Consider the following 23,527-nt stretch of genomic DNA (forward strand, 5'->3'; position numbering starts at 1 on the left):
GTTCATGGCGGTCACCGCGCTCTCGATCCCCAGCCCGGACTCCGGGGTGTGGCACCTCGGGTGGCTCCCGATCCGTGGCTACGCCTTGTCGATCATCCTCGGCATCGTGGTCGCCATCTGGATCGGCGAGCGGCGCTGGGTCGCGCGCGGCGGCCGGCCGGGCGACGTTCAGGACCTGGCGATCTGGGCGGTGCCGTTCGGCCTCGTCGGGGCCCGGCTGTACCACGTCGCGACCGACAGCGGCCTGTACTTCGGCGACGGGGAGAACCCGGTCAGCGCGCTGTACATCTGGCGCGGCGGTCTCGGCATCTGGGGCGGCGTGGCCATGGGCGCGCTCGGGGTCGTCATCGGCGCCCGGCGCAAGGGCATCCGGCTGCTGCCGGTGCTCGACGCCATGGCCCCGGGCGTCCTCGTGGCGCAGGCGATCGGCCGGTGGGGCAACTGGTTCAACCAGGAGCTCTACGGTCGACCCACCGACCTGCCGTGGGGCCTGGAGATCGACCCGGCCAACTGGCCCTCCGGCCTCGCCTTCGCGCCGGGCACGACCTTCCACCCGACGTTCCTCTACGAGTTCGCCTGGAACCTCGCTGCCTTCGCGCTGGTGATCTGGGCCGACCGCCGCTTCCGCCTCGGCCACGGCCGGGTCCTGGCGCTGTACGTGATGGCCTACACCGCCGGTCGCGGCTGGATCGAGTACCTCCGGATCGACACCGTCGAGCTGAACGACGTGGGCGGCCTGCGCTTCAACGTCTGGGTCTCGATCGTGCTGTTCGTGGCCGCGGCGGTCTACTTCGTCATCAGCCTGCGCCGCTGGCCCGGGCGCGAGGAGAGCGTCTGGCGAGACGGGCGCGGTCCGAGCGGTGAGACGCCCGAGGCACCCGGCGACGTCGACGACGCCGACGCAGGTGTGGGGGAGACCTCCGAGGCCCCCGAGGCCTCCGAGGACGCCACCACCGGACCGTCTCGTGTGACCCCCGGTGACTGACGCCACCACGTAACCGGGTGGTAATCTGACGACTCCGCCGCGTGGGCCAACGTCGTCCCTAGCGCCCAGCAGTGCAGTGGTACTCCAGGGTCACCCCTGCACACGACGACGGGAGAACCCAGTGCCCTACTCGCACGCGTTCCCGCCGCCCCAGGGTCTCTACGACCCTCGCCACGAGAAGGACGCCTGCGGCGTCGCGTTCGTGGCGACCCTCACCGGGGAGGCCAGCCACGACATCGTGGCGAAGGCACTGACCGCCCTTCGCAACCTCGAGCACCGCGGTGCCGCGGGTGCCGAGCCCAACTCCGGCGACGGCGCCGGCATCCTCATGCAGGTGCCCGACGCGTTCCTGCGCGCCGTCGTCGACTTCGAGCTCCCGCCGGCCAACGCCTACGCCGTCGGCACGGCGTTCCTGCAGGGCGACGACGCGCACGTGGCCGAGACCCGCGCCCGCATCGAGGCGCTCGCCGAGGAGGAGGGCCTCGCGGTCCTCGGCTGGCGCGACGTCCCGACCGACCCCTCGATCCTCGGCGCCACCGCGCTGGGCGTCATGCCGTCGTTCCAGCAGCTGTTCGTCGCCGGCGCCCGCCAGCGGGTCACGGGCATGTCGCTGGAGCGCATGGCCTACTGCCTGCGCAAGCGCGCCGAGCGTGACGCCGATGTCTACTTCCCCTCGCTGTCCTCGCGGACGCTGGCCTACAAGGGCATGCTCACCACCGAGCAGCTCGACGGCTTCTACCCGGACCTGCTCGACGAGCGGGTCGCCTCGGCCCTCGCGGTCGTGCACTCGCGCTTCTCCACCAACACCTTCCCGAGCTGGCCGCTGTCGCACCCCTTCCGGTTCATCGCGCACAACGGCGAGATCAACACGGTCATGGGCAACCGCAACTGGATGCGCGCCCGCGAGGCGCTGCTGTCCTCGGACCTGATCCCCGGCGACCTCGAGCGGATCTTCCCGATCGTGACCACCGGGGCGTCCGACTCGGCCTCCTTCGACGAGGTCCTCGAGCTGCTGCACATGGGCGGGCGGTCGCTGCCGCACTCGGTGCTGATGATGATCCCCGAGGCGTGGGAGAACCACACCGAGATGGACGCCAAGCGGCGCGACTTCTACTCATTCCACTCCGCCCTCATGGAGCCCTGGGACGGCCCCGCGTGCGTCGTGTTCACCGACGGCGCGCAGATCGGCGCCGTCCTGGACCGCAACGGGCTGCGCCCCTCGCGCTACTGGGTCACCGACGACGGCCTGGTCGTGCTGGCCTCCGAGGTCGGCGTCCTGGACCTGGACCCGGCCAGCATCGTGCGCAAGGGCCGGCTCCAGCCGGGCCGGATGTTCCTCGTCGACACCGATGAGCACCGGATCATCGAGGACGAGGAGATCAAGGCCGAGCTCGCCTCCGAGCACCCCTACGGCGAGTGGCTGCACGCGGGCCTGATCCACCTCAACGACATCCCCGAGCGCGAGCACATCATCCACACGCACGCGTCGGTGACGCGCCGCCAGCAGATCTTCGGCTACACCGAGGAGGAGCTGCGCATCCTGCTGACCCCCATGGCCAACACCGGCGGCGAGCCGCTCGGCTCCATGGGCACCGACACCCCGATCGCCGCGCTGAGCGACAAGCCCCGGCTGCTGTTCGACTACTTCAGCCAGCTCTTCGCGCAGGTCACGAACCCTCCGCTGGACGCCATCCGCGAGGAGCTCGTCACCTCGCTCAACGGCACCATCGGCCCCGAGGCCAACCTCCTGGACCCGACTCCCGCGTCGTGTCGCCAGGTGGTGCTGCCGTTCCCGGTCATCTCCAACGACGACCTGGCCAAGATCCGCCACATCAACCGTGACGGCGACATGCCGGGCTTCATCACCCATGTGTCGCGCGGGCTCTACGAGGTCGAGGGCGGCGGCGGCGCGCTGGCACACCGGATCGCGGAGATCTGCGCCGAGGTGTCCGCGGCGATCGCCGAGGGCGCGCGCATCATCGTGCTCTCCGACCGGCACTCCACCGCCGAGCTGGCGCCGATCCCGTCGCTGCTGCTCACCTCCGCCGTGCACCACCACCTGGTGCGCGAGAAGACCCGCACCCAGGTCGGGCTGCTGGTCGAGGCCGGCGACGTCCGCGAGGTCCACCACGTCGCGCTCCTGGTCGGCTACGGCGCGGCCGCCGTCAACCCCTACCTCGCCATGGAGTCCGTCGAGGACCTCGCCCGCGAGGGCTACTACGTCAAGGTCGAGCCCGAGCAGGCCGTGGCCCACCTGATCAAGGCCCTGGGCAAGGGCGTGCTCAAGGTGATGTCCAAGATGGGCGTCTCCACCGTCGCGTCCTACACGGGGGCGCAGATCTTCGAGGCCGTCGGCCTGTCGCAGGACCTCGTCGAGCGGTACTTCACCGGGACCACCAGCAAGCTGGGCGGCATCGGGCTCGACACCGTCGCGGAGGAGGTCGCGCGCCGCCACGCCCGCGCCTACCCGCGCGGGGGGATCCTGCCGGGCCACCGCGAGCTCGAGACCGGCGGCGAGTACCAGTGGCGCCGCGACGGCGAGCCGCATCTCTTCGACCCCGAGACCGTCTTCCGGCTCCAGCACGCGACCCGCACCGGCCGCTACGACATCTTCAAGCAGTACACCGCCGCGGTCGACGACCAGTCGAGCCGGCTGATGACGCTGCGCGGGCTGTTCCGCTTCAAGGACGCCGCGAGCATCGGCCGTACGCCGGTCCCGATCGACGAGGTCGAGCCGGTCTCGGAGATCGTCAAGCGCTTCTCGACCGGGGCGATGTCCTACGGGTCGATCAGCAAGGAGGCGCACGAGACCCTCGCGATCGCCATGAACCGGCTGGGCGGCAAGTCCAACACCGGTGAGGGCGGCGAGGACCCCGACCGTCTCTACGACCCGGAGCGGCGCAGCTCGATCAAGCAGGTCGCCTCCGGCCGCTTCGGCGTCACCTCGGAGTACCTCACCAACGCCGACGACATCCAGATCAAGATGGCGCAGGGCGCCAAGCCCGGCGAGGGCGGCCAGCTGCCCGGCAACAAGGTCTACCCCTGGGTGGCCCGGACCCGGCACTCCACGCCCGGCGTCGGCCTGATCAGCCCGCCGCCGCACCACGACATCTACTCGATCGAGGACCTCGCCCAGCTGATCCACGACCTCAAGAACGCCAACCCGGCGGCGCGGGTCCACGTGAAGCTGGTCTCCGAGGTCGGCGTCGGCACGGTCGCGGCCGGCGTCTCCAAGGCGCACGCGGACGTCGTTTTGATCTCCGGTCACGACGGCGGCACCGGCGCGTCCCCGCTGACCTCCCTGAAGCACGCGGGCGGCCCTTGGGAGCTCGGCCTCGCGGAGACCCAGCAGACGCTGCTGCTCAACGGGCTGCGCGACCGGATCGTCGTCCAGACCGACGGCCAGCTCAAGACCGGTCGCGACGTCGTCGTGGCCGCGCTCCTGGGCGCCGAGGAGTTCGGCTTCGCCACCGCGCCGCTCGTGGTGTCGGGCTGCATCCTCATGCGGGTCTGCCACCTCGACACCTGCCCGGTGGGCGTGGCCACGCAGAACCCCGTCCTGCGCGAGCGCTTCTCCGGCAAGGCCGAGTACGTCGTCAACTTCTTCACCTACATCGCCGAGGAGGTCCGCGAGCTCCTCGCCGAGCTCGGCTTCCGCAGCGTAGAGGAGGCGATCGGCCAGGTCGGGGCTCTCGACACGGTCCAGGCGGTCGAGCACTGGAAGGCATCGGGTCTCGATCTGAGCCCGATCCTGCACGCGCCTGACACCAGCGCCTTCCCCGACCAGGACCTGCGCCACACCAAGGCCCAGGACCACGGCCTGGACCGGTCGCTGGACGTCACCGAGCTGGTGCCGCTGGCGCAGCCGGCGATCCAGCACGGCGAGCCGGTGCGGGCCCAGGTGGCGATCCGCAACGTCCACCGCACCGTCGGCACGATCCTCGGCCACGAGGTCACCAAGAAGTACGGCGGCCAGGGGCTTCCCGACGGCACCATCGACCTGACCTTCGTGGGATCGGCCGGCCAGTCCTTCGGCGCCTTCGTGCCGCCGGGCATCACGCTCCGGCTCGAGGGTGACGCCAACGACTACGTCGGCAAGGGGCTCTCGGGCGGGCGGATCGTCGTCCGGCCGGACCGCGCGGCGACGTTCCACAGCAACGAGCAGATCATCGCCGGCAACACCATCGCCTACGGCGCGACCAGTGGCGAGATCTTCCTGCGCGGCGGGGTCGGCGAGCGGTTCGCCGTCCGCAACTCCGGCGCGCGCCTGGTCACCGAGGGGGTCGGCGACCACGGCTGTGAGTACATGACCGGCGGCCGGGTGGTCGTCCTCGGCAAGACCGGTCGCAACTTCGGGGCCGGCATGTCGGGCGGCATCGCCTGGGTGCTGGACCTCAAGGAGTTCCGCGTCAACCGCGAGCTGGTCGAGCTGGGCCCGGTCACGGGTGAGGCCGCGGTCGAGCTCGAGCAGCTGGTGCGCCGGCACTTCGAGGAGACCGGCTCGCCGGTGGCCGAGGAGCTGCTGGCCGACTGGGCCTCCTCGCTGACGAGGTTCACCGAGATCATGCCCCGCGACTACCGCATCGTGCTCGAGGCCAAGGCGAAGGCCGAGGCCGACGGGCTGGACGAGAACGAGACCGCTCACAAGATGATGGAGGCACTCCATGGCTGACCCCAAAGGGTTCCTCAAGCACGGCCGAGAGGTCGCGGAGCGCCGCCCGGTCGAGGAGCGCGTGCACGACTGGAACGAGGTCTACCCCGGCGGGATGGGCCGCGCGCTGCTGCCGATCATCACCGAGCAGGCCGGCCGCTGCATGGACTGCGGCATCCCGTTCTGCCACCAGGGCTGCCCGCTCGGCAACATCATCCCCGAGTGGAACGACCTGGTCTGGCGCGACGACTGGGAGGGCGCGATCGAGCGCCTGCACGCGACCAACAACTTCCCGGAGTTCACCGGGCGCCTGTGCCCGGCGCCGTGCGAGACCGCGTGCGTCCTGGGCATCAACCAGGACCCGGTGACGATCAAGAACGTCGAGGTCTCGATCATCGACAAGGCGTGGGAGTCCGGCTTCGTCCGCCCCCAGCCGCCGGAGTGGCTCTCGGGCCGCACGGTCGCGGTGATCGGCTCCGGACCCGCCGGCCTCGCGGCCGCCCAGCAGCTGACCCGGGCCGGCCACACCGTGGCCGTCTACGAGCGGGCCGACAAGGTCGGCGGGCTGCTGCGCTACGGCATCCCCGAGTTCAAGATGGAGAAGAAGCACCTCGACCGGCGCGTCGAGCAGATGAAGCGCGAGGGCACCGTCTTCCGGGCCGGCGTCGACGTCGGTGGGGACGTCCTGACGGGCGACTCGCTGCGCGAGCGCTACGACGCCGTGGTCCTGGCGATGGGCGCGACCGAGGCCCGTGATCTGCCGGTCCCCGGCCGCGAGCTGGGCGGCATCCACCAGGCGATGGAGTTCCTCCCGCAGGCCAACCGGGTCGCGCTGGGCGAGCAGGTGGAGGGCCAGATCCGCGCCGACGGCAAGCACGTCGTCATCATCGGCGGCGGCGACACCGGCGCCGACTGCCTGGGCACCTCGACGCGGCAAGGCGCCGCCTCGATCACGCAGCTCGAGATCATGCCCGAGCCGCCGCACCAGCGCCCCGAGGGCCAGCCGTGGCCGACGTACCCGATGACCTTCCGGGTCTCCTCGGCCCACGAGGAGGCGGGGGAGCGGGTCTACGCCGTGTCCACGCAGGAGTTCCTCGGTGACGAGGACGGCAACGTGCGCGCGCTGCGTCTCGTCGACGTGGTCTTCGAAGGCGGCAAGCTGAGCGAGATCGAGGGCACCGAGCGGGAGATCCCGGCGGAGCTGGTGCTGTTCGCCATGGGCTTCGTCGGCCCCGAGAAGCCCGGCCTGGTCGAGCAGCTCGGCGTCGACCTCGACGCCCGCGGCAACGTCGCGCGCGACGGCAGCTACATGAGCTCGGTGCCGGGGGTCTTCGTGGCCGGCGACGCCGGTCGCGGCCAGTCGCTGATCGTGTGGGCCATCGCCGAGGGGCGCGCCGCGGCCGCCGCCGTCGACACCTTCCTCACCGGCTCGACGGCCCTCCCGGCCCCGATCCCGCCCACTGCCCGCCCCCTCGTCGTCTGACCCACCGCTGACCCGTCAGAGACCTTCTGACGGGTCAGCGGTCGGTGCGGTCAGCTGGTGACGGTCGGTGGCCGCGGCGAGGGCGGTCCTGGGTGCCTGGGGGGTTGGATCGTTCTAATTCCTCGGTAGAGTGGGGGAGTGCGAAGAGCGAAGATCGTGTGCACCCTCGGCCCTGCCACCAACTCAGAACGACGGATCCGCGAGCTCGTCTACGCCGGCATGGACGTCGCCCGGCTGAACATGAGCCACGGCAGCCACGCCGACCACGCCGAGGCCTATCGGCTGGTGCGCGAGGCGGCCGACGCCAGCGGGCACGGGGTCGGCATCTTCGCGGACCTGCAGGGTCCCAAGATCCGCCTGGAGACGTTCGCCGACGGCCCGGTCATGCTGCGCCGCGGCCAGCAGTGGACGATCACCACCCGCGACGTGTCGGGTGACGCGACGATCTGCGGGACGACGTACAAGGGCCTGCCCGGCGACGTGAGCATCGGCGACCCGATCCTCATCGACGACGGCAAGGTCCGGCTCCGGGTCACCGGCGTCGACGACGCCGACGTCACCACCGACGTGCTCGTGGGCGGCATGGTCAGCAACAACAAGGGCATCAACCTGCCCGGGGTGGCGGTCTCGGTGCCGGCGCTGTCCGAGAAGGACATCGAGGACCTGCGCTTCGCCCTGGGCCTGAGCGTCGACTTCATCGCGCTCAGCTTCGTGCGCAGCGCGGCGGACGTCGAGGACGTGCGGCGCGTCATGGACGAGGTCGGCGTGCGGCTGCCGGTCATCGCCAAGATCGAGAAGCCGCAGGCGATCGACAACCTCGACGAGATCGTGGCCGCCTTCGACGGGTTCATGGTGGCGCGTGGCGACCTGGGCGTGGAGTGTCCGCTCGAGGACGTGCCGTTCCTGCAGAAGCAGATCATCGAGAAGGCCCGCCGCAACGCCAAGCCGGTGATCGTGGCGACCCAGATGCTGGAGTCCATGATCACCAGCCCCTCGCCGACGCGCGCGGAGACCAGCGATGTCGCCAACGCGGTGCTCGACGGGGCGGACGCCGTGATGCTGTCGGGCGAGACGAGCGTGGGGGAGCACCCCATCCACGTCGTGGAGACGATGGCTCGGATCATCACCGCGACCGAGCAGCACGCGCTCGAGCCGCGGCAGTTCGGACAGTTCGAGAAGATCGAGTGGGACCCGCACACCCGCGGCGGGGTCATCGCCAAGGCGGCCGAGGAGGTCGCCGAGCGCGTCGAGGCCAAGTACGTCGTGGCGTTCACGCAGTCGGGCGACTCCGCGCGCCGGATGTCGCGGCTGCGCGGTCCGATCCCGGTCCTGGCGTTCACCCCCGAGGCGCGGGTCCGCTCGCAGCTCTCCCTGTCGTGGGGCATCGAGACCTTCAAGACGTCCTCGGTGTCCCATACCGATGAGATGGTGCGCCAGGTCGATGAGCAGCTGCTGCGGATCGGCCGGGTCGAGGAGGGCGACCTGGTGGTCATCATCGCCGGCGCCCCGCCGGGCATCCCCGGCTCCACCAACGCGCTGCGCATCCACCGCATGGGTGACGCGATCAACCGGGTCGCGCCGGCCTACTACAGCCAGGGCTAGCTCGACGGCGACGAGGTGCCCCGGGTGGGATTCGAACCCACACTGGATGGTGTTTGAGACCACTGTCTCTGCCGTTGGACTACCGGGGCCTCACCGGCGGAAACCCTAGCCGATCGGTCCGACCCCCTTTCCCCTGGACAAAGTCGATCGACAAACTATAGCTTGGGTGCCTCGTCGGTCGGTCGGAGGTCGGACATGTGGAAGCCCTGGGAGATCGGGTCGCGCAGCAACGCCCGCGCGGTGCAGAACGCGCGCCTCGCGAGCACCCTGTGCAGTCGTCGGCGGCTGGAGCAGGTCGAGGTCGAGCTCTACCTCGCCGCCCGCGCCCCGTCGTACGGCGCTCAGGTCCCCGCGCGCAGCGCGACCGGAGGCTGAGCCGCCCGGTGGGGCCTGGCCGACGGGCCACTAGCCTGGCGGGGTGACCGAGCCTGACACGAGCCCCGCCCGCACCGTCGTGATCGCCGAGGACGAGACGCTGATCCGCATGGACCTCGCGGAGATGCTGACCGAGGAGGGCTACTGCGTGGTCGGCCAGGCCGGCGACGGAGCGCGCGCGATCGAGCTCGCCGAGGAGCACCGACCGGACCTGGTCATCCTCGACGTGAAGATGCCCGTGCTCGACGGGATCGCGGCGGCGGAGACGATCGCCGGCAGGCGGATCGCGCCGGTGGTCATCCTGACGGCGTTCTCCCAGCGGGACCTGGTGGAGCGAGCCCGGGACGCCGGTGCCATGGCCTACCTGGTCAAGCCGTTCAACAAGTCCGACCTGGTGCCTGCCATCGAGATGGCGGTGAGCCGCTTCGCCGAGCTCAGCCAGCTGGAGACCGAGGTCGCCGACCTCTCGGAGCGACTCGAGACGCGCAAGGCCGTCGACCGCGCGAAGGGCATCCTGCAGGAGCAGCTGAGCATCTCCGAGCCGGAAGCCTTCCGCTGGATCCAGAAGACCGCGATGGATCTTCGCCTCTCGATGCGCCAGGTGGCGGAAGGCGTCGTCGAGCATGGTCCGGGGCTCGACGGGACCGATCGGGGCTGAACACCGCTCCATAACGGATTAGTGATGATTCGGCAGCCATCGGTGAAGTGTCTTACGCAACACTCGCGATCGGTGTACGTTTCCGCACCGGGGGACCGGGACCGTGGGGTCCGCTGCCCCGACACTCTGCGTCTTCGGTAGTCGGCCGGGGACCTGACGAGAGGTAGAAGGTCTTGAGGCGAAACAAGGTAGTCGGGCTGGGGGCTGTGGCTGCGAGCCTGGCGCTGGTCCTGTCGGCGTGCGGGAGCGCGGACACCAACGACGAGGCAGAGGGCGGCGGCGACGAGTGCGCGGGCAAGATCGGCGTGATGGGGGCGCTGTCCGGTCCCAACTCCAGCATCGTCATCCCTTCGGTCAACGGCGCCAAGCTGGCGCTCACGCAGTTCCTCGAGGAGAACGACGACTGCAAGGTCGAGCTGGTCCCGTTCGACAGCGAGGGCGATGCCACCAAGGCGACGCCGCTGGCCAGCCAGATCGCCGACGACCCCGAGTTCCTCGGTGTGATCGGCGGCGCGTTCTCGGGTGAGACCCGCGCGACCAAGGGCATCTTCGACGAGGCCGGCGTGACCATGATCAGCCAGTCCGCCACGGCCACCGACCTCACCACCGAGGACCCGGCCGAGGTGTTCCACCGGGTCGTGGGCTACGACGAGGTGCAGGGCGCCGCGGTGGCGAAGTACCTCTCCGACGCGCTGGGCGGCAAGAAGATCTTCGTGATCGACAACTCCGAGGCCTACGGCGAGCCGCTGGCCGAGAAGGTCACCGAGGAGCTGGGCGACCTGGTCGCCGGGTCGGACAAGACCCAGGTCGAGCAGACCGAGTTCTCCGCCACGATCTCCAAGATCGAGGGCGCGGGCGCGGACGCCATCTTCTACGCCGGCTACATCGCCGAGGCCGCACCGCTGATCAAGCAGATCCGCGACGCCGGCATCGAGGTCCCCGTGGTCTTCCCCGACGGCGTCTACGGCGCCGACTTCCCGAAGGCGGCCGGTGCCGCGGGCGAGGGTGCCATCGTCACCTGCCCGTGCGTCCCGATCGAGGAGGGCGACACCTTCTACGCCGACTACGAGACGGAGTTCGGTGAGCAGCCCGGCGCGTACGCCGCCGAGGGCTACGACGCCATGACGATCTTCCTCGAGGCGATCAAGGACGGCGCCACCGACCGCGGCGCCGTCGAGGAGTTCGTCGACGGCTACGACGCCGAGGGCCTGACCAAGACCCTGGCGTTCGACGACAAGGGCGACATCGCCGTCGAGAACGTGGTCATCTGGGCCTACAAGGTGCAGGGCGACGCCCTGGTGCCCGACCAGGAGATCTCGCTCGACTGAGTCACGCAGTGACTGACAGGGGCGGCCGAGCACGGCTCGGCCGCCCCCGTCTCTGCCTCGTCGCCCCGGCCCGGCCGGCGGCGTGACCCCTACCAAGGAGCATTCCGTTGCTTGAACAACTCGGTGCCCTGGTGGTGCCGCTGGTGGCGTGGGACAACCTGTTCAGCGACCTGCCCGACCATACGGTCGACGGCCTGACCCGCGGCGCCATCTACGCGCTGGTGGCGCTCGGCTACACGCTGGTCTACGGCGTCATGCGGCTCATCAACTTCGCCCACTCCGAGGTGTTCATGGTGGGCACCTGGGCGGTCCTGGGCGTCTACACGCTCATCGGCGCGGCCGAGGGCGACGGGCTGGGCTTCGTCGTGCTCGCGACGCTGATCGCGCTGATCGGCGCGATGCTGGCCTCCGCCGGCACGGCGCTCGCCGTCGAGCGGATCGCCTACCGCCCGCTGCGCAAGAAGAACGCCCCGCCCCTCATCTTCCTGATCACCGCGATCGGCTGCTCGCTGGTGCTGCTCGAGGTGTTCGGCCAGGTCCTGCACGCCATCTTCGGCGAGCCCTTCGGTCGCAAGACCATCAGCATCCCCTCGCTCGTGAAGACCGAGCAGCTGATCGGCCCGAACGGCAGCCTGCTGAGCACCGACGCGATCACGATCACCAACCTGCAGCTGATCATCTTCCTCGGCGCGGTCGGGATGATGGTCGCGCTGGACGTCTTCGTCAACCGCTCCCGGCTGGGTCGCGGCGTCCGGGCGGTCGCCCAGGACCCCGACACCGCCGCCCTCATGGGGGTCAACCAGGACCGGGTCTTCATGCTCGTCTTCATCCTGGGTGGCGCGATGGCCGGCGTGGCCGCGCTGCTCTACACGATGCAGTTCGACATCACGAAGTTCAACGTCGGCTTCCTGATCGGCATCAAGGCCTTCACGGCCGCGGTCCTCGGGGGGATCGGCAACCTGCGCGGAGCGCTCCTGGGCGGGCTGCTCCTCGGGGTGGTCGAGGTCTACGCCTCGACGCTGTTCACCTCCAACTGGGCCGACGTCACCGCGTTCATCCTGCTGATCGCGGTGCTGATGGTCCGGCCGACAGGCATCTTGGGCGAATCGCTGGGGAAGGCGCGCGCATGAACGTACTCACCACAGCCTCCGGCGGCCTGCAGGGCGTCAAGGAGCGGTGGCGCGGGCTGCCGCGCCTCACCCGCGAGGTCACGAAGGCCGTGCTCATCGCGGCCGGCATCGCGTTCCTGGTCTACCTGCCGTTCCTGCAGCTGCTGCCGTTCGCCCAGGTCCGCACCGACCTCACCAGCCGCGGCTCGTCGTGGGACGCCGTGCTGTTCCAGATCGTCATCTACATGATCGTCGCGGTCGGCCTCAACGTCGTGATCGGGCTGGCCGGCCTGCTCGACCTCGGCTACATCGGCTTCTACGCCGTCGGCGCCTACTCGGTGGCCATCTTCGGCTCGCCGTCCTCGCCCGTCACCCAGTGGATGGTCAGGGAGTTCGGGTTCTCCGAGGGCTGGGCCGTGCCGTTCGTGGCCTGCATCCCGATCGCCCTGGCCTTCGCCCTCATGGCCGGGCTGATCCTCGGCGCCCCGACCCTGCGACTGCGCGGGGACTACCTCGCCATCGTCACGATGGGCTTCGGCGAGATCATCCGGATCGTGCTGCGCAACGTCAGCGACGTCTCGGGCGGCTCGCAGGGCATCGTGCAGATCCCGTCCCCGCCGGGACCGCAGGTGGTCAACGAGTACGGCCGAGAGGTCGACCTGTTCAACCGGCTCGACCACCACTACTGGTACTGGCTGGCCCTCGCGGTGCTGTTCCTGCTGATCATCCTGGTCCGCCGCCTGGAGAACAGCCGCGTCGGCCGCGCCTGGCTGGCGATCCGTGAGGACGAGGACGCGGCGGCGATCATGGGTGTCCCGGCGCTGAAGTACAAGCTGTGGGCCTTCGTCATCGGCGCCATGCTCGGTGCCATCGCGGGCATGCTGTTCGCCAGCCACCAGACCGCCATCACGCCCAACGACTTCCAGCTGAACCTGTCGTTCCTGTTCGTCGCCATGGTCGTCATCGGCGGCTCGGGCAACATGGTCGGGGCGCTGTTGGGCGCCTTCCTGATCACCTACCTCCCGGAGCGCTTCCGCGACTTCCAGGAGTGGCGCCCGTTCGCGTTCGGGCTGGCGCTGGTCCTGGTGATGATCTTCCGGCCCCAGGGCCTGGTCCCCAGTCGCAGACGCGCCGCCGAGTTCCGAGACCGCAAGATCGAGGCAGAGGAGGCGGCCACCGATGCCTGAGCAGACCTGGACCACCCTGGAGCCCATCGTCGAGCAGGATGTGCTCCTGCACGTCAACCACGTCACCCTGCGCTTCGGCGGTGTGGTGGCGCTCAACGACGTGGACTTCGAGATCCGCCGCGGAGAGATCCTCGGCCTGATCGGACCCAACGGCGCCGGCAAGACCACGTGCTTCAACGTGATGACCGGCGTCTACAAGCCCACGTCGGGGCAGGTCGACTTCGACGGCACCAAGATCTCCGGCATCAAGAGTCACAAGATCAACAAGCTCGGTGTGGCGCGGACGTTCCAGAACATCCGCCTGTTCCCGGAGATGAGCGCCCTCGAGAACGTCATGGTCGGCTGCGACGCGGAGCACAAGACCAGCGTGCTCGGCGCGCTGTTCCGCCTGCGTCGCGTGTTCGGCGCGCCCGAGGAGCTCTACTCCGAGAACCGCGTCAAGCACGCGTGGGAGCGGGCCGCCGGGATCAGCCGGCACATGTACGAGGAGCGCGAGGGCCGGATCAAGGCCATGGACCTGCTGCGCTTCGTCGGCATCGCCGACCGCGCGCACGAGCTCGCCCGCAACCTGCCCTACGGCTACCAGCGGCGCCTCGAGATCGCGCGCGCCATGGCCACCGACCCCAAGCTGCTCTGCCTCGACGAGCCGGCGGCCGGGTTCAACCCCGCGGAGAAGGAGGACCTCATGGCCCTCATCCGCCGGATCCGCGACCGCGGGCTGACCGTGCTCCTCATCGAGCACGACATGAAGCTGGTCATGGGGGTCACCGACCGGATCGTGGTGCTGGAGTTCGGCACCAAGATCGCCGACGGCCTGCCCGCCGAGGTGGCCCGCAGCCCCAAGGTCATCGCCGCCTACCTAGGAGAGCCCGACGATGTTGCTTGAGCTGGAGGACGTGGTCCTGGCCTACGGGAAGATCGAGGCCCTCCACGGCCTGAGCCTGCAGGTCGACGAGGGCGAGGTCGTCGCCCTCATCGGCGCCAACGGCGCCGGCAAGACCTCGACCATGCGCGCGGTCTCCGGCGTGCGCGGGATCCAGTCCGGGAGGATCGTCTTCCAAGGCGAGGACATCACCCGGCTCCGCGCGGACCAGCGGGTGCGCAAGGGGCTGTGCCTGGCGCCGGAGGGCCGCGGCATCTTCCCCGGCATGTCCGTGGTCGAGAACCTCGACATGGGCGCCTACACCCGGCGCGACAAGGGTGAGATCGGCAACGACTTCGAGCGCGTCTTCGGCCTCTTCCCGAGGCTCGACGAGCGCAAGAAGCAGATCGCCGGCACGATGTCGGGCGGTGAGCAGCAGATGCTGGCCATCGGCCGCGCACTCATGGCCCGCCCCAAGCTGCTGTGCCTCGACGAGCCCTCCATGGGTCTCGCGCCGATGCTGATCCAGCAGATCTTCTCGATCATCAGCGAGATCGCGGAGCAGGGCACGACGATCCTGGTGGTCGAGCAGAACGCCAAGCAGGCGCTCTCGCGTGCCGACCGGGCCTACGTGCTGGAGACCGGTAACATCGTCAAGTCCGGCTCCGGCGCCAGCCTGCTCGACGACCCCAGCATCCGCGAGGCCTATCTGGGCGTCGCCTGAGGCACCGCCCGCCCGTCAGTGCCCCGTCAGTGCAGGGCGGCGGCCACGGCCACGAGTGCCGGCGCGACGAGCAGCGCGGGGAGCAGGTCGGCGACCGGGATCTCCCGGATCCGCAGCAGGCGCAGGGCCACGCCGACCAGCAGCAGCCCGCCGGTCGCGGTGATCGCGGCCAGCTCGGCGTCGGGGAGGACGTCGCCGAGCAGCATGCCCACCACGGTCAGCGCGCCCTGGACGACGAACACCGTGATCGCCGCGGCCGCCACGCCCCAGCCGAACGCGGAGGCGAAGGCGATGGCCGCGAAGCCGTCCAGCGTGGACTTGAGGAACAGCTGGTCGGCGCCGTTGCCCAGGCCGTCGTTCAACGACCCCAGGATCGTCAGGGGACCGGTGCAGAAGAGCAGCGAGGCGACGACGAAGCCCTCGATGAAGCGGTGACGCTCCGCCGAGCCGGTCTCGCCCGACAGCCGGCGCTGCAGCCAGCCGCCGAGCGACTCCACCCGCTGCTCGAGGCGCAGCAGCGACCCGACGATGCCGCCCAGCACCAGGGAGCCCAGCACGATGAGCATCGGGGCGCTGTCGCCGACCCGGGCCGACAGGGCCGGGTCGAGCACGGCGACGGCCGAGGTGGCCGCGATCAGCAGCGTGACCAGCCCCAGCGCGTCGGTGACCAGGTCGCGGGTGCGCACCGGGAGCCGGTTGCCCAGCAGCCGACCGAGCACCGTGCCGACAAGCACGGTGACGACGTTGACGGCGGTGCCGATTCCAGGGATCACGGGACTCCTCTGTGCAGGTGCGCGGCCTGAGCGTAGTCTTCGGGCTGATCGTGCACGCGGATGGTGGGACGCGCGGTCGCGGTCCAAGGTTCTCCAGGCCCGGGAAGGCGAGACATGAGTCGGTCGTTGGTGTCGCTGCGCGAGGCGGAGCTCCCGGATGCACCCGTCCTGGTCGAGCTCTGGGCCGACGGACTTCGCCGTGCCGACCGGCAGGATCAGGAGGCCGACCTCGAGCTGATCATCAAGGGCGCGAGCGCCTCGCCCGAGCAGCGCCTGATCGTGGCCGAGTACGACGGTCGGCTCGCGGGGGCGATCCTGCTGCGCGTGGCGCCGCTCTCCGCCCTCAACCTCGAGCAGACCGTGCAGGCCATCTCGCCGCACGTCTTCCCGCAGTTCCGTCGCCACGGCATCGGCCGGGCGCTCATGGAGTGTGCGGTCGGCTTCGCGGAGGAGCTGGGGGTGGCCCACGTGGCGACCGCCGCGACCTCCGGCTCGCGCGACGCCAACCGCTTCATGGCGCGGCTGGCCCTCGGCCCCCACGCCACGCTGCGGCTGGCGCCCACGGTCGCCGTCCGAGCGAAGCTCACGGCGCAGCGGCCCGCGCTGGCCGGCAACGGCCGTCAGCTCACCCGCGTGCTCGCCGCGCGCCGCTCGATGCGCCGGGCCCAGGTCTTCGACGCACCCGAGCCGCGCTAGCGCGGACTACCGCCCGAGGCGCTCGGCCGGCACCAGGGCGCAGGTGATGCGCGAGGTGCACACGCGCTTGCCGCGCTCGTCGGTGATGACCACCTCGAAGCACGCCGAGGTGCGCCCCAGGTGGATCGGCGTCGCGACCCCGGTGACCACCCCGGAGGTCGCGGAGCGGTGGTGGGTGGCGTTGATGTCGATGCCGACGGCCACCCGGTCGGGGTGGGCGTGGATCGCCGAGCCGATCGAGCCCAGGCTCTCGGCGAGGACCACGGAGGCGCCGCCGTGCAGCAGGCCGTAGGGCTGGGTGTTGCCCTCGACCGGCATGGTGGCGACGACGCGCCCGGAGGACACCTCGAGCAGCTCGATGCCCATCCTCTCGTTCAGCGCACCCATGGGCATCTGGGCGAGGAACTCCTCGACAGGCATCTCGGTCGGCTGGTGGTCGCTCATGCGCACATTGTGGCCGACCGCCCGCCGCACCAGGTCGGTGGTCACGGATAGAGTCGCGGGCGTGCCTGACGCTCCCAAGACCGACCGTCCGCGCCTGCTGCTGCTCGACGGCCACTCGTTGGCCTACCGCGCCTTCTTCGCGCTCCCGGTCGAGAACTTCTCGACCACCACCGGACAGCACACCAACGCCGTCTACGGCTTCACCTCGATGCTCATCAACGTGCTGCGCGACGAGAAGCCGACCCACCTCGCGGTCGCCTTCGACGTCTCGCGCCAGACCTTCCGCCTCGCCGAGTACGCCGACTACAAGGCCGGCCGCAACAAGACGCCCTCGGAGTTCAGCAGCCAGCTGCCGCTGATCGAGGAGGTGCTGCAGGCGCTGCGCATCCCGTTCCTGAAGAAGGACGGCTTCGAGGCCGACGACATCATCGCGACGCTCGCCACGCAGGCCCTGGCCGACGGCATGGAGGTGCTGATCCTCACCGGCGACCGCGACTCCATCCAGCTCGTCACCGACGACTCCACCGTGCTCTACCCGATGCGCGGGGTCTCCGACCTCGCCCGCATGACGCCGGCGTGGGTCCAGGACAAGTACGGCGTCCCGCCCCAGCGCTATCCCGAGATCGCGGCGCTGGTGGGGGAGACCTCCGACAACCTCCCCGGCGTGCCGGGCGTCGGCGTGGGCTACGCCGCCAAGTGGATCAACCAGTACGACGGTCTGGACAACGTGATCCTGCACGCCGACGAGATCACCGGCAAGAAGGGCGAGGCGCTGCGCGCCCACCTGGGCGACGTGATGCGCAACCGCCAGCTCAACCGCCTGGTGACCGACCTGGAGCTCGAGCTCACCCCGACCGACCTGGCCATCCGCCCGTGGGACCGCACCGAGGTGCACACGCTCTTCGACGGCCTGGAGTTCCGGGTGCTGCGCGACCGGCTCTTCGAGACCCTCGAGTCCGAGGAGGAGGTCGACGGGCCGGGCTTCGACCTGGTCGGCGACGTCCTGGAGCCGGGCGCGGTCGCGCCCTGGTTGGCCGAGCTCGGCGTCGACCGGGTGGGCCTGCACGTGCGCGGCGCCTGGGGCGCCGGGACCGGCCGGGTGGAGGGCCTGGCGCTGGCCGCCGGCGCCGACAGGGCGGCCTACGTCGACGTCGCCGAGCTGACCCCCGAGGACGACGCGGCGCTCGCCTCCTGGCTCGCCGACCGCGACCGCCCCAAGGTGCTCCACGACGCCAAGGGCCCGGCCCTGGCGCTGGCCGCCCATGGCTGGGAGCTGCACGGCGTCGCCTCCGACACCGCCCTGGCGGCCTACCTGGTGCGCCCCGACCAGCGCTCCTACGACCTGTCCGACCTCACCGTGCGCTACCTGCGCCGCGAGCTGCGCCAGGAGCAGGAGCCCGAGCAGGACGCGCTCTTCGACGACGTCGAGGGCGGTGACGTCGTCGCCACGACCGCGATGCTGCACGCCCGCGCCGTGCTCGAGCTCGCCGAGGCGCTCGACACCGCGATCGAGGAGCACGGCGGCACCCGGCTGCTGGCCGACATGGAGCTGCCGCTGGTCGAGCTGCTCGCCCTCATGGAGCAGACCGGGATCGCGGTCGACAGCGGCCACCTCGAGGCCCTGCAGGGCGAGTTCGACACCGAGGTGCGCAAGGCCGCGCAGGCGGCCTACGACGCCATCGGCAAGGAGATCAACCTCGGCTCTCCCAAGCAGCTGCAGGTGGTGCTCTTCGACGAGCTCGACATGCCCAAGACCAAGCGGACCAAGACCGGCTACACCACCGACGCCGACGCGCTGCAGGCGCTGTACGTCAAGACCGAGCACCCGTTCCTCGAGCACCTGCTGCGCCACCGCGACGTGATCCGGCTGCGCCAGACCATCGAGGGGCTGCTCAAGACGGTGGCGCCCGACGGGCGGATCCACACCACCTTCAACCAGACGATCGCGGCGACCGGGCGCCTGTCCAGCACCGACCCCAACCTGCAGAACATCCCGATCCGCACCGAGGAGGGCCGACGGATCCGGGAGGCGTTCGTCGTCGGCGACGGCTACGAGTGCCTGATGACGGCCGACTACAGCCAGATCGAGATGCGGATCATGGCCCACCTCTCCGAGGACGAACTCCTCATCGAGGCGTTCCGCTCGGGCCGCGACTTCCACTCGATCACCGCGGCCCGGGTCTTCGACGTGCCCGCAGACGACGTCACCGTCGAGATGCGCGCCAAGATCAAGGCGATGAACTACGGCCTGGCCTACGGGCTCTCGGCGTTCGGGCTCTCGCAGCAGCTGGGCATCGAGCCGGCCGAGGCGCGCGGCCTGATGGATGAGTACTTCGAGACCTTCGGCGGGATCCGCGACTATCTCGGCGGCGTGGTCGACGAGGCCCGCAAGACCGGCTACACCGAGACCATCATGGGCCGCCGCCGCTACCTGCCCGACCTGACCAGCGACAACCGGCAGCGCCGCGAGATGGCCGAGCGCATGGCGCTCAACGCCCCGATCCAGGGATCGGCCGCCGACCTGATCAAGATCGCGATGCTCAACGTCCAGCGCGCCCTCGAGGCCGACGGGCTGCGCTCCCGGATGCTGCTGCAGGTCCACGACGAGCTCGTCTTCGAGGTCGCCACCGGCGAGCGGGAGCGGTTGGACGCGCTGGTGCGCGAACAGATGGGCTCGGCCGCGCAGCTCACCGTGCCGCTCGACGTCTCCGTCGGCACCGGCCACAGCTGGCACGAAGCGGCGCACTGATGACCTCAGGATCGCAGCGGCTCGCGAGCCTGACCAGCGATCTGATGGTGGGTGATCTGCCCGATCTCCCTCGCCGGGAAGCCGATCTGCTGGGGCATGCCACCGCACGCCATCTGGCGTCCCTGCCCGACGCCACGCGTGCCGGAGTGCGCCTCGCCCAGAGCGTGGTCACGCTCGGGGCCGGCGTCCTCGGGCGGCGACCCTACGGCCGCCTGGAGGCGGACGCGCGAGCCCACGTCGTACGGCGGCTGGCCGCGAGCCGGGTGCCCCTCGTGGCCGAGTACTTCCGCCTCGTCCGCGGCGTGGCGCTGGTCATCCACTTCGAGGACGCGCGATGAGCTACGACGTGGCGATCGTCGGCTCGGGTCCCGGCGGCGCGGTCACGGCCCGCGAGTGCGCACGCCGTGGGCTGAGCGTGGTCGTCCTCGAGGAGGGCGACCACGTCGAGCCTGGGGAGGTGGCGCCCTACTCGCTGGAGCAGATGCGCCGCCAGTACCGTCACGGCGGCCTCACGGTCGCCCTGGGCCGCCCGCCGGTGGCCTACACCGAGGCCTCCTGCGTCGGGGGAGGCAGCGAGGTCAACTCGGGCCTCTACCACCGGCCCGACCCGGGCGTCCTGGACGAGTGGAGCCGGACCAACTCGATCGAGGGCCTCAGCGCCGCCGAGCTCGCGCGGTGGTCCTCGCTCGTCGAGGAGCGGCTCTCGGTCGCCACCGCCCCGGGGCCTCTCAGCCCGGCCTCCGAGGTGCTGCGTCGCGGGGCCGAGACGCTCGGCTGGGACGGGCTCGACGTCCCTCGGTGGCAGCGCCCCGACGAGGCGGGCGGCAAGGGCGTGCGCCAGACCATGCTGCGCACCTACCTCGACGACGCGGTCGCGGCCGGCGCGGAGGTGCGACCGCGGGTCCGCGCCCTCCGACTGCGGCTCGAGCGGGGACGCGCGTCCGGTGTCCATACCGACCGGGGCTTCGTCTCGGCGGACCAGGTGGTCGTGTGCGGCGGCGCCATCCAGACCCCGGCGCTGCTGTTGCGCAGCGGCATCCGGCGCAACGTGGGTCGGGGGCTCTCGGTGCACCCGACGGTGAAGGTCCTCGCCGACTTCGACGCCGAGGTCAACGACCCGGCCGACCTGGCCACCTACCAGGTCAAGGAGTTCGCCCCCGGACTGACGCTGGGCGGGTCGGCGGGGCGACCCGGCATGATCGCCCTCGGTCTCTCCGGCACGTGGGAGCGCGATCGGGACCTGCCGGCCGACTGGCGTCGGCAGTCGGTCTACTACGCCTCGATCCGAGGCCAGGGCAGCGGTCGGGTCCGGCTGGTCCCCGGGCTCGAGGACCCGCTGGTGACCTATGCCCTGACCCACCGTGACCTCGCGGCACTGCGGGCCGGGCTGGGGCGGCTGATGCTCCTGCTGGGGGCCGCGGGCGCCCGGGTCCAGGTGCCGTCGTACGTCGGCGCGCCGCGCGTCCTCGACGCCGACCAGGTGCCCTCCGCGGCGGGGGCCATGACCCGCGGCAACGCCTCGGTGATGACCGTCCACCTGTGCGGCACGGCCGCCATGGGCGAGGACCGGCGGCGCGGCGTGACCGACTCCTTCGGCCGGGTCCACGGCGTGGCCAACCTCCGGGTCAACGACGCCTCGCTGCTGCCGAGTGCGCCCGGGATCAACCCTCAGGGCACGCTCATGGCCATCGCCCACCGCAACGTCGACCAAATGCTGGAAGGTGCAGGATGACGCCGTGGGCACCCGCTGACCTCACCGTGGTGACCGGGGGAGCGGGGTGGTTCGGGCGTGCCTTCCTGGACGCGGTGGCGCGTCCCCGCCCCGAGCACGGCCCGGTCGCCCGCGACGGTCAGGTCCGCGTGCTCGCCGCCTCGCCGGCCGAGGTGCCGGACATCCTGGAGGTGCTGCCGCGCGCCGTCGTGCACGTGGGCGACCTCGCCGATCCGGACGTCGCCGGACGCCTCCTCGCCGGTGCCTCCGGGGCGTCGGTCGTCCACGCCGCCGGGGTCATCCACCCGGCCCGGGTGGCCGACTTCGAGCGGGTCAACGTCGGCGGCACTCGAGCGCTGCTCGACGCCGCCACCCACGCCGGCGTCCGCCGGGTGGTCCACCTGTCCTCGAACTCGGCGTTCGGCGTCAACCCGACGTCCGACGACCGGTTCCGTCAGCACGAGCCGTATCGCCCTCACCTGGGCTACGGTCGGTCGAAGATGAGGGCCGAGCGGCTCGTCCTCGACGCCGCCGCGAGCCGGCGGCTCGACACCGTGGTGGTCCGCCCCCCGTGGTTCTACGGTCCCTTCCAGCCGGCGCGCCAGACCACCTTCTTCGCGATGGTGGCGGCCGGTCGGTTCCCGGTCCTGGGCGACGGTCAGCAGGTCCGGTCGATGGCCTACGTCGACAACCTCGTCCAGGGCGTGGCCCTCGCCGAGCACCACCCCGAGGTCTCGGGACAGGCCTTCTGGGTGGCCGACCGCGAGCCCTACACCATGGAGAGGATCGTCATGACCGTGCAGCGGGTGCTCGAGGAGGAGGGCTACCGCACCCGCGGCCGCCAGCTGCGGCTGCCGGTGCTCGTCGGGCGGCTCGCCGAGCGGGTCGACGGCACGCTCCAGGCCCGCGGCGTCTACCACCAGCAGCTCCACGTCCTGGGGGAGATGGACAAGACCATCGCCTGCGACGTGTCGGCGACCGTCGACGTGCTGGGCTACCGGCCGCACGTGGAGCTGGCCGAGGGCATGCGGCGTGCCGTGCGATGGTGCGCCGACCACGACCTCCCGGTGGCGCCGAGACGGAGTCCCCGATGAGCCAGGTGGCACTGGTCACCGGCGGCAGCGGCTACTTCGGCTCGCTCCTGGTCGACCAGCTCCTGGGCGCCGGCCTGGAGGTGCGGGTCCTCGACATCATCGACGCGCCCGATCGCCCCTCCGACGTGCAGCTCTTCCACGGTGACGTCCGCGACGAGGACCTGGTCGGTGCCGCGGTGAGGGGTGCCGACCTGGTCTTCCACAACGTCGCCCAGGTTCCGCTGGCCCGTGACCGTGACCTGTTCGAGTCGGTCAACGTCCGCGGCACCGAGGTGGTCCTACGCCAGTGCGAGCAGGCAGGGGTCGCCAAGGTGGTGCACACGTCGTCGTCGGCCGTCTTCGGGGTGCCGGAGCGCAACCCCGTCACCCGCGAGACGGTCCCGAGCCCCGTCGAGGCCTACGGCCGGGCCAAGCTGGACGCGGAGCAATTGTGTCGCGCGGCAGTGACCCGGGGCCTGGACGTCACCGTCGTCAGGCCGCGCACCATCCTGGGCCACGGGCGGCTCGGGATCTTCGGCATCCTCTTCGACTGGATCGCCGACGGTGCGGGGGTCCCCATCCTCGGCGACGGCAGCAATGTCTACCAGTTCGTGCACGCGGAGGACCTCGCCTCGGCCTGCCTGCTGGCGGCTCGTCGACCCGGGCCGGCGGTCTACAACATCGGGGCGCAGGAGTTCGGCACGATGGGCGAGGCCGTCGGGCACCTGTGTCAGTACGCCGGCACGGGCGCCCGCGTGCGGCACCTCCCGGTCGGCCCGACCACCAAGGCCATGGAGTGGTCCGCACGCCTCGGCCTGACACCGTTCGCTCCCTACCACTGGATCATGTACAGCCGGTCCCTGTGGTTCGACGTCGCTCCGGCGGTCGAGGAGCTCGGCTGGCGCGCGCAGTGGTCCACCGACGCCATGTTCCAGAGCTCCTACTCCTGGTTCCTCGAGCACCGAGGCCAGGAGAGGGGCGGGTCGGCGCACCGGCGCTCGGCCAAGCAGGGGCTGCTCCGAGTGGCCAAGCGGGTGCTGTGAGCGCCCATCGCGGCGCTTCGCGCCCGGCCGGGGCGCAGTCGGAGGCGGACCTCGTCCGCGATACGTTGTGATGT

19 protein-coding genes and 1 tRNA gene are annotated in these 23,527 nt (G+C 70.9%); 17 read left to right on the plus strand and 3 right to left on the minus strand.

Annotated features, from left to right (window positions below; genetic code table 11):
• The first annotated feature begins 4 nt into the window (after positions 1-4).
• The 4 genes from lgt (at position 5) to pyk (ending at position 8,721) form a co-directional block, all read left to right on the plus strand.
• Positions 5-985, plus strand: coding sequence for a prolipoprotein diacylglyceryl transferase (gene lgt, locus LRP67_RS11975; protein WP_231270438.1), 981 nt, complete (start codon positions 5-7; stop codon positions 983-985).
• Positions 986-1,106: 121 nt separating this feature from the next.
• Positions 1,107-5,657 carry a glutamate synthase large subunit gene (gene gltB / locus LRP67_RS11980; protein ID WP_231270395.1) on the plus strand — a complete coding sequence of 1,517 codons (4,551 nt, stop codon included), beginning with the start codon at positions 1,107-1,109 and terminating at the stop codon, positions 5,655-5,657.
• Entirely contained in the window at positions 5,650-7,119 is a 1,470-nt protein-coding gene (locus tag LRP67_RS11985; protein WP_231270396.1) for a glutamate synthase subunit beta, read from the plus strand. Before gltB ends, LRP67_RS11985 begins: the two co-directional genes overlap by 8 nt.
• Positions 7,120-7,257: 138 nt before the next feature.
• The gene (pyk, locus tag LRP67_RS11990) at positions 7,258-8,721 is read left to right on the plus strand and encodes a pyruvate kinase (RefSeq protein ID WP_231270397.1); all 1,464 of its coding nucleotides are present in this window, start codon (positions 7,258-7,260) and stop codon (positions 8,719-8,721) included.
• A gap of 16 nt (positions 8,722-8,737) precedes the next feature.
• On the opposite strand, the gene LRP67_RS11995 is transcribed toward pyk, so the two are convergent.
• A tRNA-Leu gene (locus LRP67_RS11995) sits at positions 8,738-8,810 on the minus strand.
• 106 nt (positions 8,811-8,916) lie between these two features.
• Between LRP67_RS11995 and LRP67_RS12000 the strand changes: the two genes are divergently transcribed.
• From LRP67_RS12000 to LRP67_RS12030, 7 genes are all read left to right on the plus strand, one after another.
• Complete coding sequence (locus LRP67_RS12000; protein ID WP_231270398.1) at positions 8,917-9,096, plus strand: hypothetical protein; 180 nt, start codon at positions 8,917-8,919, stop codon at positions 9,094-9,096.
• A gap of 43 nt (positions 9,097-9,139) precedes the next feature.
• Positions 9,140-9,754, plus strand: coding sequence for a response regulator (locus tag LRP67_RS12005; RefSeq protein ID WP_308189738.1), 615 nt, complete (start codon positions 9,140-9,142; stop codon positions 9,752-9,754).
• Positions 9,755-9,960: 206 nt separating this feature from the next.
• Positions 9,961-11,082 (plus strand): branched-chain amino acid ABC transporter substrate-binding protein, encoded by a 1,122-nt coding sequence (locus LRP67_RS12010; RefSeq protein ID WP_231270399.1) that lies wholly within the window; start codon positions 9,961-9,963, stop codon positions 11,080-11,082.
• A gap of 107 nt (positions 11,083-11,189) precedes the next feature.
• Positions 11,190-12,212 carry a branched-chain amino acid ABC transporter permease gene (locus LRP67_RS12015; RefSeq protein ID WP_231270400.1) on the plus strand — a complete coding sequence of 341 codons (1,023 nt, stop codon included), beginning with the start codon at positions 11,190-11,192 and terminating at the stop codon, positions 12,210-12,212.
• Positions 12,209-13,378: a branched-chain amino acid ABC transporter permease gene (locus tag LRP67_RS12020; protein ID WP_231244102.1), complete on the plus strand. Its 1,170-nt coding sequence runs from the start codon at positions 12,209-12,211 to the stop codon at positions 13,376-13,378. Before LRP67_RS12015 ends, LRP67_RS12020 begins: the two co-directional genes overlap by 4 nt.
• Positions 13,371-14,264 (plus strand): ABC transporter ATP-binding protein, encoded by an 894-nt coding sequence (locus LRP67_RS12025; RefSeq protein ID WP_231270401.1) that lies wholly within the window; start codon positions 13,371-13,373, stop codon positions 14,262-14,264. Before LRP67_RS12020 ends, LRP67_RS12025 begins: the two co-directional genes overlap by 8 nt.
• On the plus strand, positions 14,254-14,964 hold the full coding sequence (locus LRP67_RS12030; RefSeq protein WP_231270402.1) for an ABC transporter ATP-binding protein: 711 nt from the start codon (positions 14,254-14,256) through the stop codon (positions 14,962-14,964). The genes LRP67_RS12025 and LRP67_RS12030 overlap by 11 nt, the downstream gene beginning before the upstream one ends.
• Before the next feature lie 26 nt (positions 14,965-14,990).
• Here LRP67_RS12030 and LRP67_RS12035 read toward each other — a convergent pair whose 3' ends face one another.
• On the minus strand, positions 14,991-15,737 hold the full coding sequence (locus tag LRP67_RS12035; RefSeq protein WP_231270403.1) for a DUF554 domain-containing protein: 747 nt from the start codon (positions 15,735-15,737) through the stop codon (positions 14,991-14,993).
• Between the two features lie 114 nt (positions 15,738-15,851).
• Here LRP67_RS12035 and LRP67_RS12040 point away from each other — a divergent pair, with 114 nt between their 5' ends.
• Entirely contained in the window at positions 15,852-16,433 is a 582-nt protein-coding gene (locus LRP67_RS12040) for a GNAT family N-acetyltransferase (protein WP_231270404.1), read from the plus strand.
• A gap of 6 nt (positions 16,434-16,439) precedes the next feature.
• Here LRP67_RS12040 and LRP67_RS12045 read toward each other — a convergent pair whose 3' ends face one another.
• Complete coding sequence (locus LRP67_RS12045) at positions 16,440-16,877, minus strand: PaaI family thioesterase (protein WP_231270405.1); 438 nt, start codon at positions 16,875-16,877, stop codon at positions 16,440-16,442.
• On the opposite strand from LRP67_RS12045, the gene polA reads away from it, so the two are divergent.
• The 5 genes from polA to LRP67_RS12070 are packed head-to-tail and all read left to right on the plus strand — an operon-like array spanning position 16,876 to position 23,453.
• Positions 16,876-19,626, plus strand: a complete 2,751-nt coding sequence (polA, locus tag LRP67_RS12050; protein WP_269211466.1) for a DNA polymerase I — start codon at positions 16,876-16,878, stop codon at positions 19,624-19,626. The two genes, LRP67_RS12045 and polA, sit on opposite strands and share 2 nt — an antisense overlap.
• The gene (locus LRP67_RS12055) at positions 19,626-19,964 is read left to right on the plus strand and encodes a hypothetical protein (protein WP_231270407.1); all 339 of its coding nucleotides are present in this window, start codon (positions 19,626-19,628) and stop codon (positions 19,962-19,964) included. Before polA ends, LRP67_RS12055 begins: the two co-directional genes overlap by 1 nt.
• Complete coding sequence (locus LRP67_RS12060; protein WP_231270408.1) at positions 19,961-21,358, plus strand: FAD-dependent oxidoreductase; 1,398 nt, start codon at positions 19,961-19,963, stop codon at positions 21,356-21,358. The genes LRP67_RS12055 and LRP67_RS12060 overlap by 4 nt, the downstream gene beginning before the upstream one ends.
• Positions 21,355-22,431 (plus strand): NAD(P)-dependent oxidoreductase, encoded by a 1,077-nt coding sequence (locus tag LRP67_RS12065; protein ID WP_231270409.1) that lies wholly within the window; start codon positions 21,355-21,357, stop codon positions 22,429-22,431. The genes LRP67_RS12060 and LRP67_RS12065 overlap by 4 nt, the downstream gene beginning before the upstream one ends.
• Positions 22,428-23,453 carry an NAD(P)-dependent oxidoreductase gene (locus LRP67_RS12070; protein ID WP_231270410.1) on the plus strand — a complete coding sequence of 342 codons (1,026 nt, stop codon included), beginning with the start codon at positions 22,428-22,430 and terminating at the stop codon, positions 23,451-23,453. Before LRP67_RS12065 ends, LRP67_RS12070 begins: the two co-directional genes overlap by 4 nt.
• The last annotated feature ends 74 nt before the right edge of the window (positions 23,454-23,527 follow it).

Origin of the sequence: Nocardioides sp. cx-169 (assembly GCF_021083605.1) — a bacterium.
Classification (GTDB): Bacteria; Actinomycetota; Actinomycetes; order Propionibacteriales; family Nocardioidaceae; genus Nocardioides.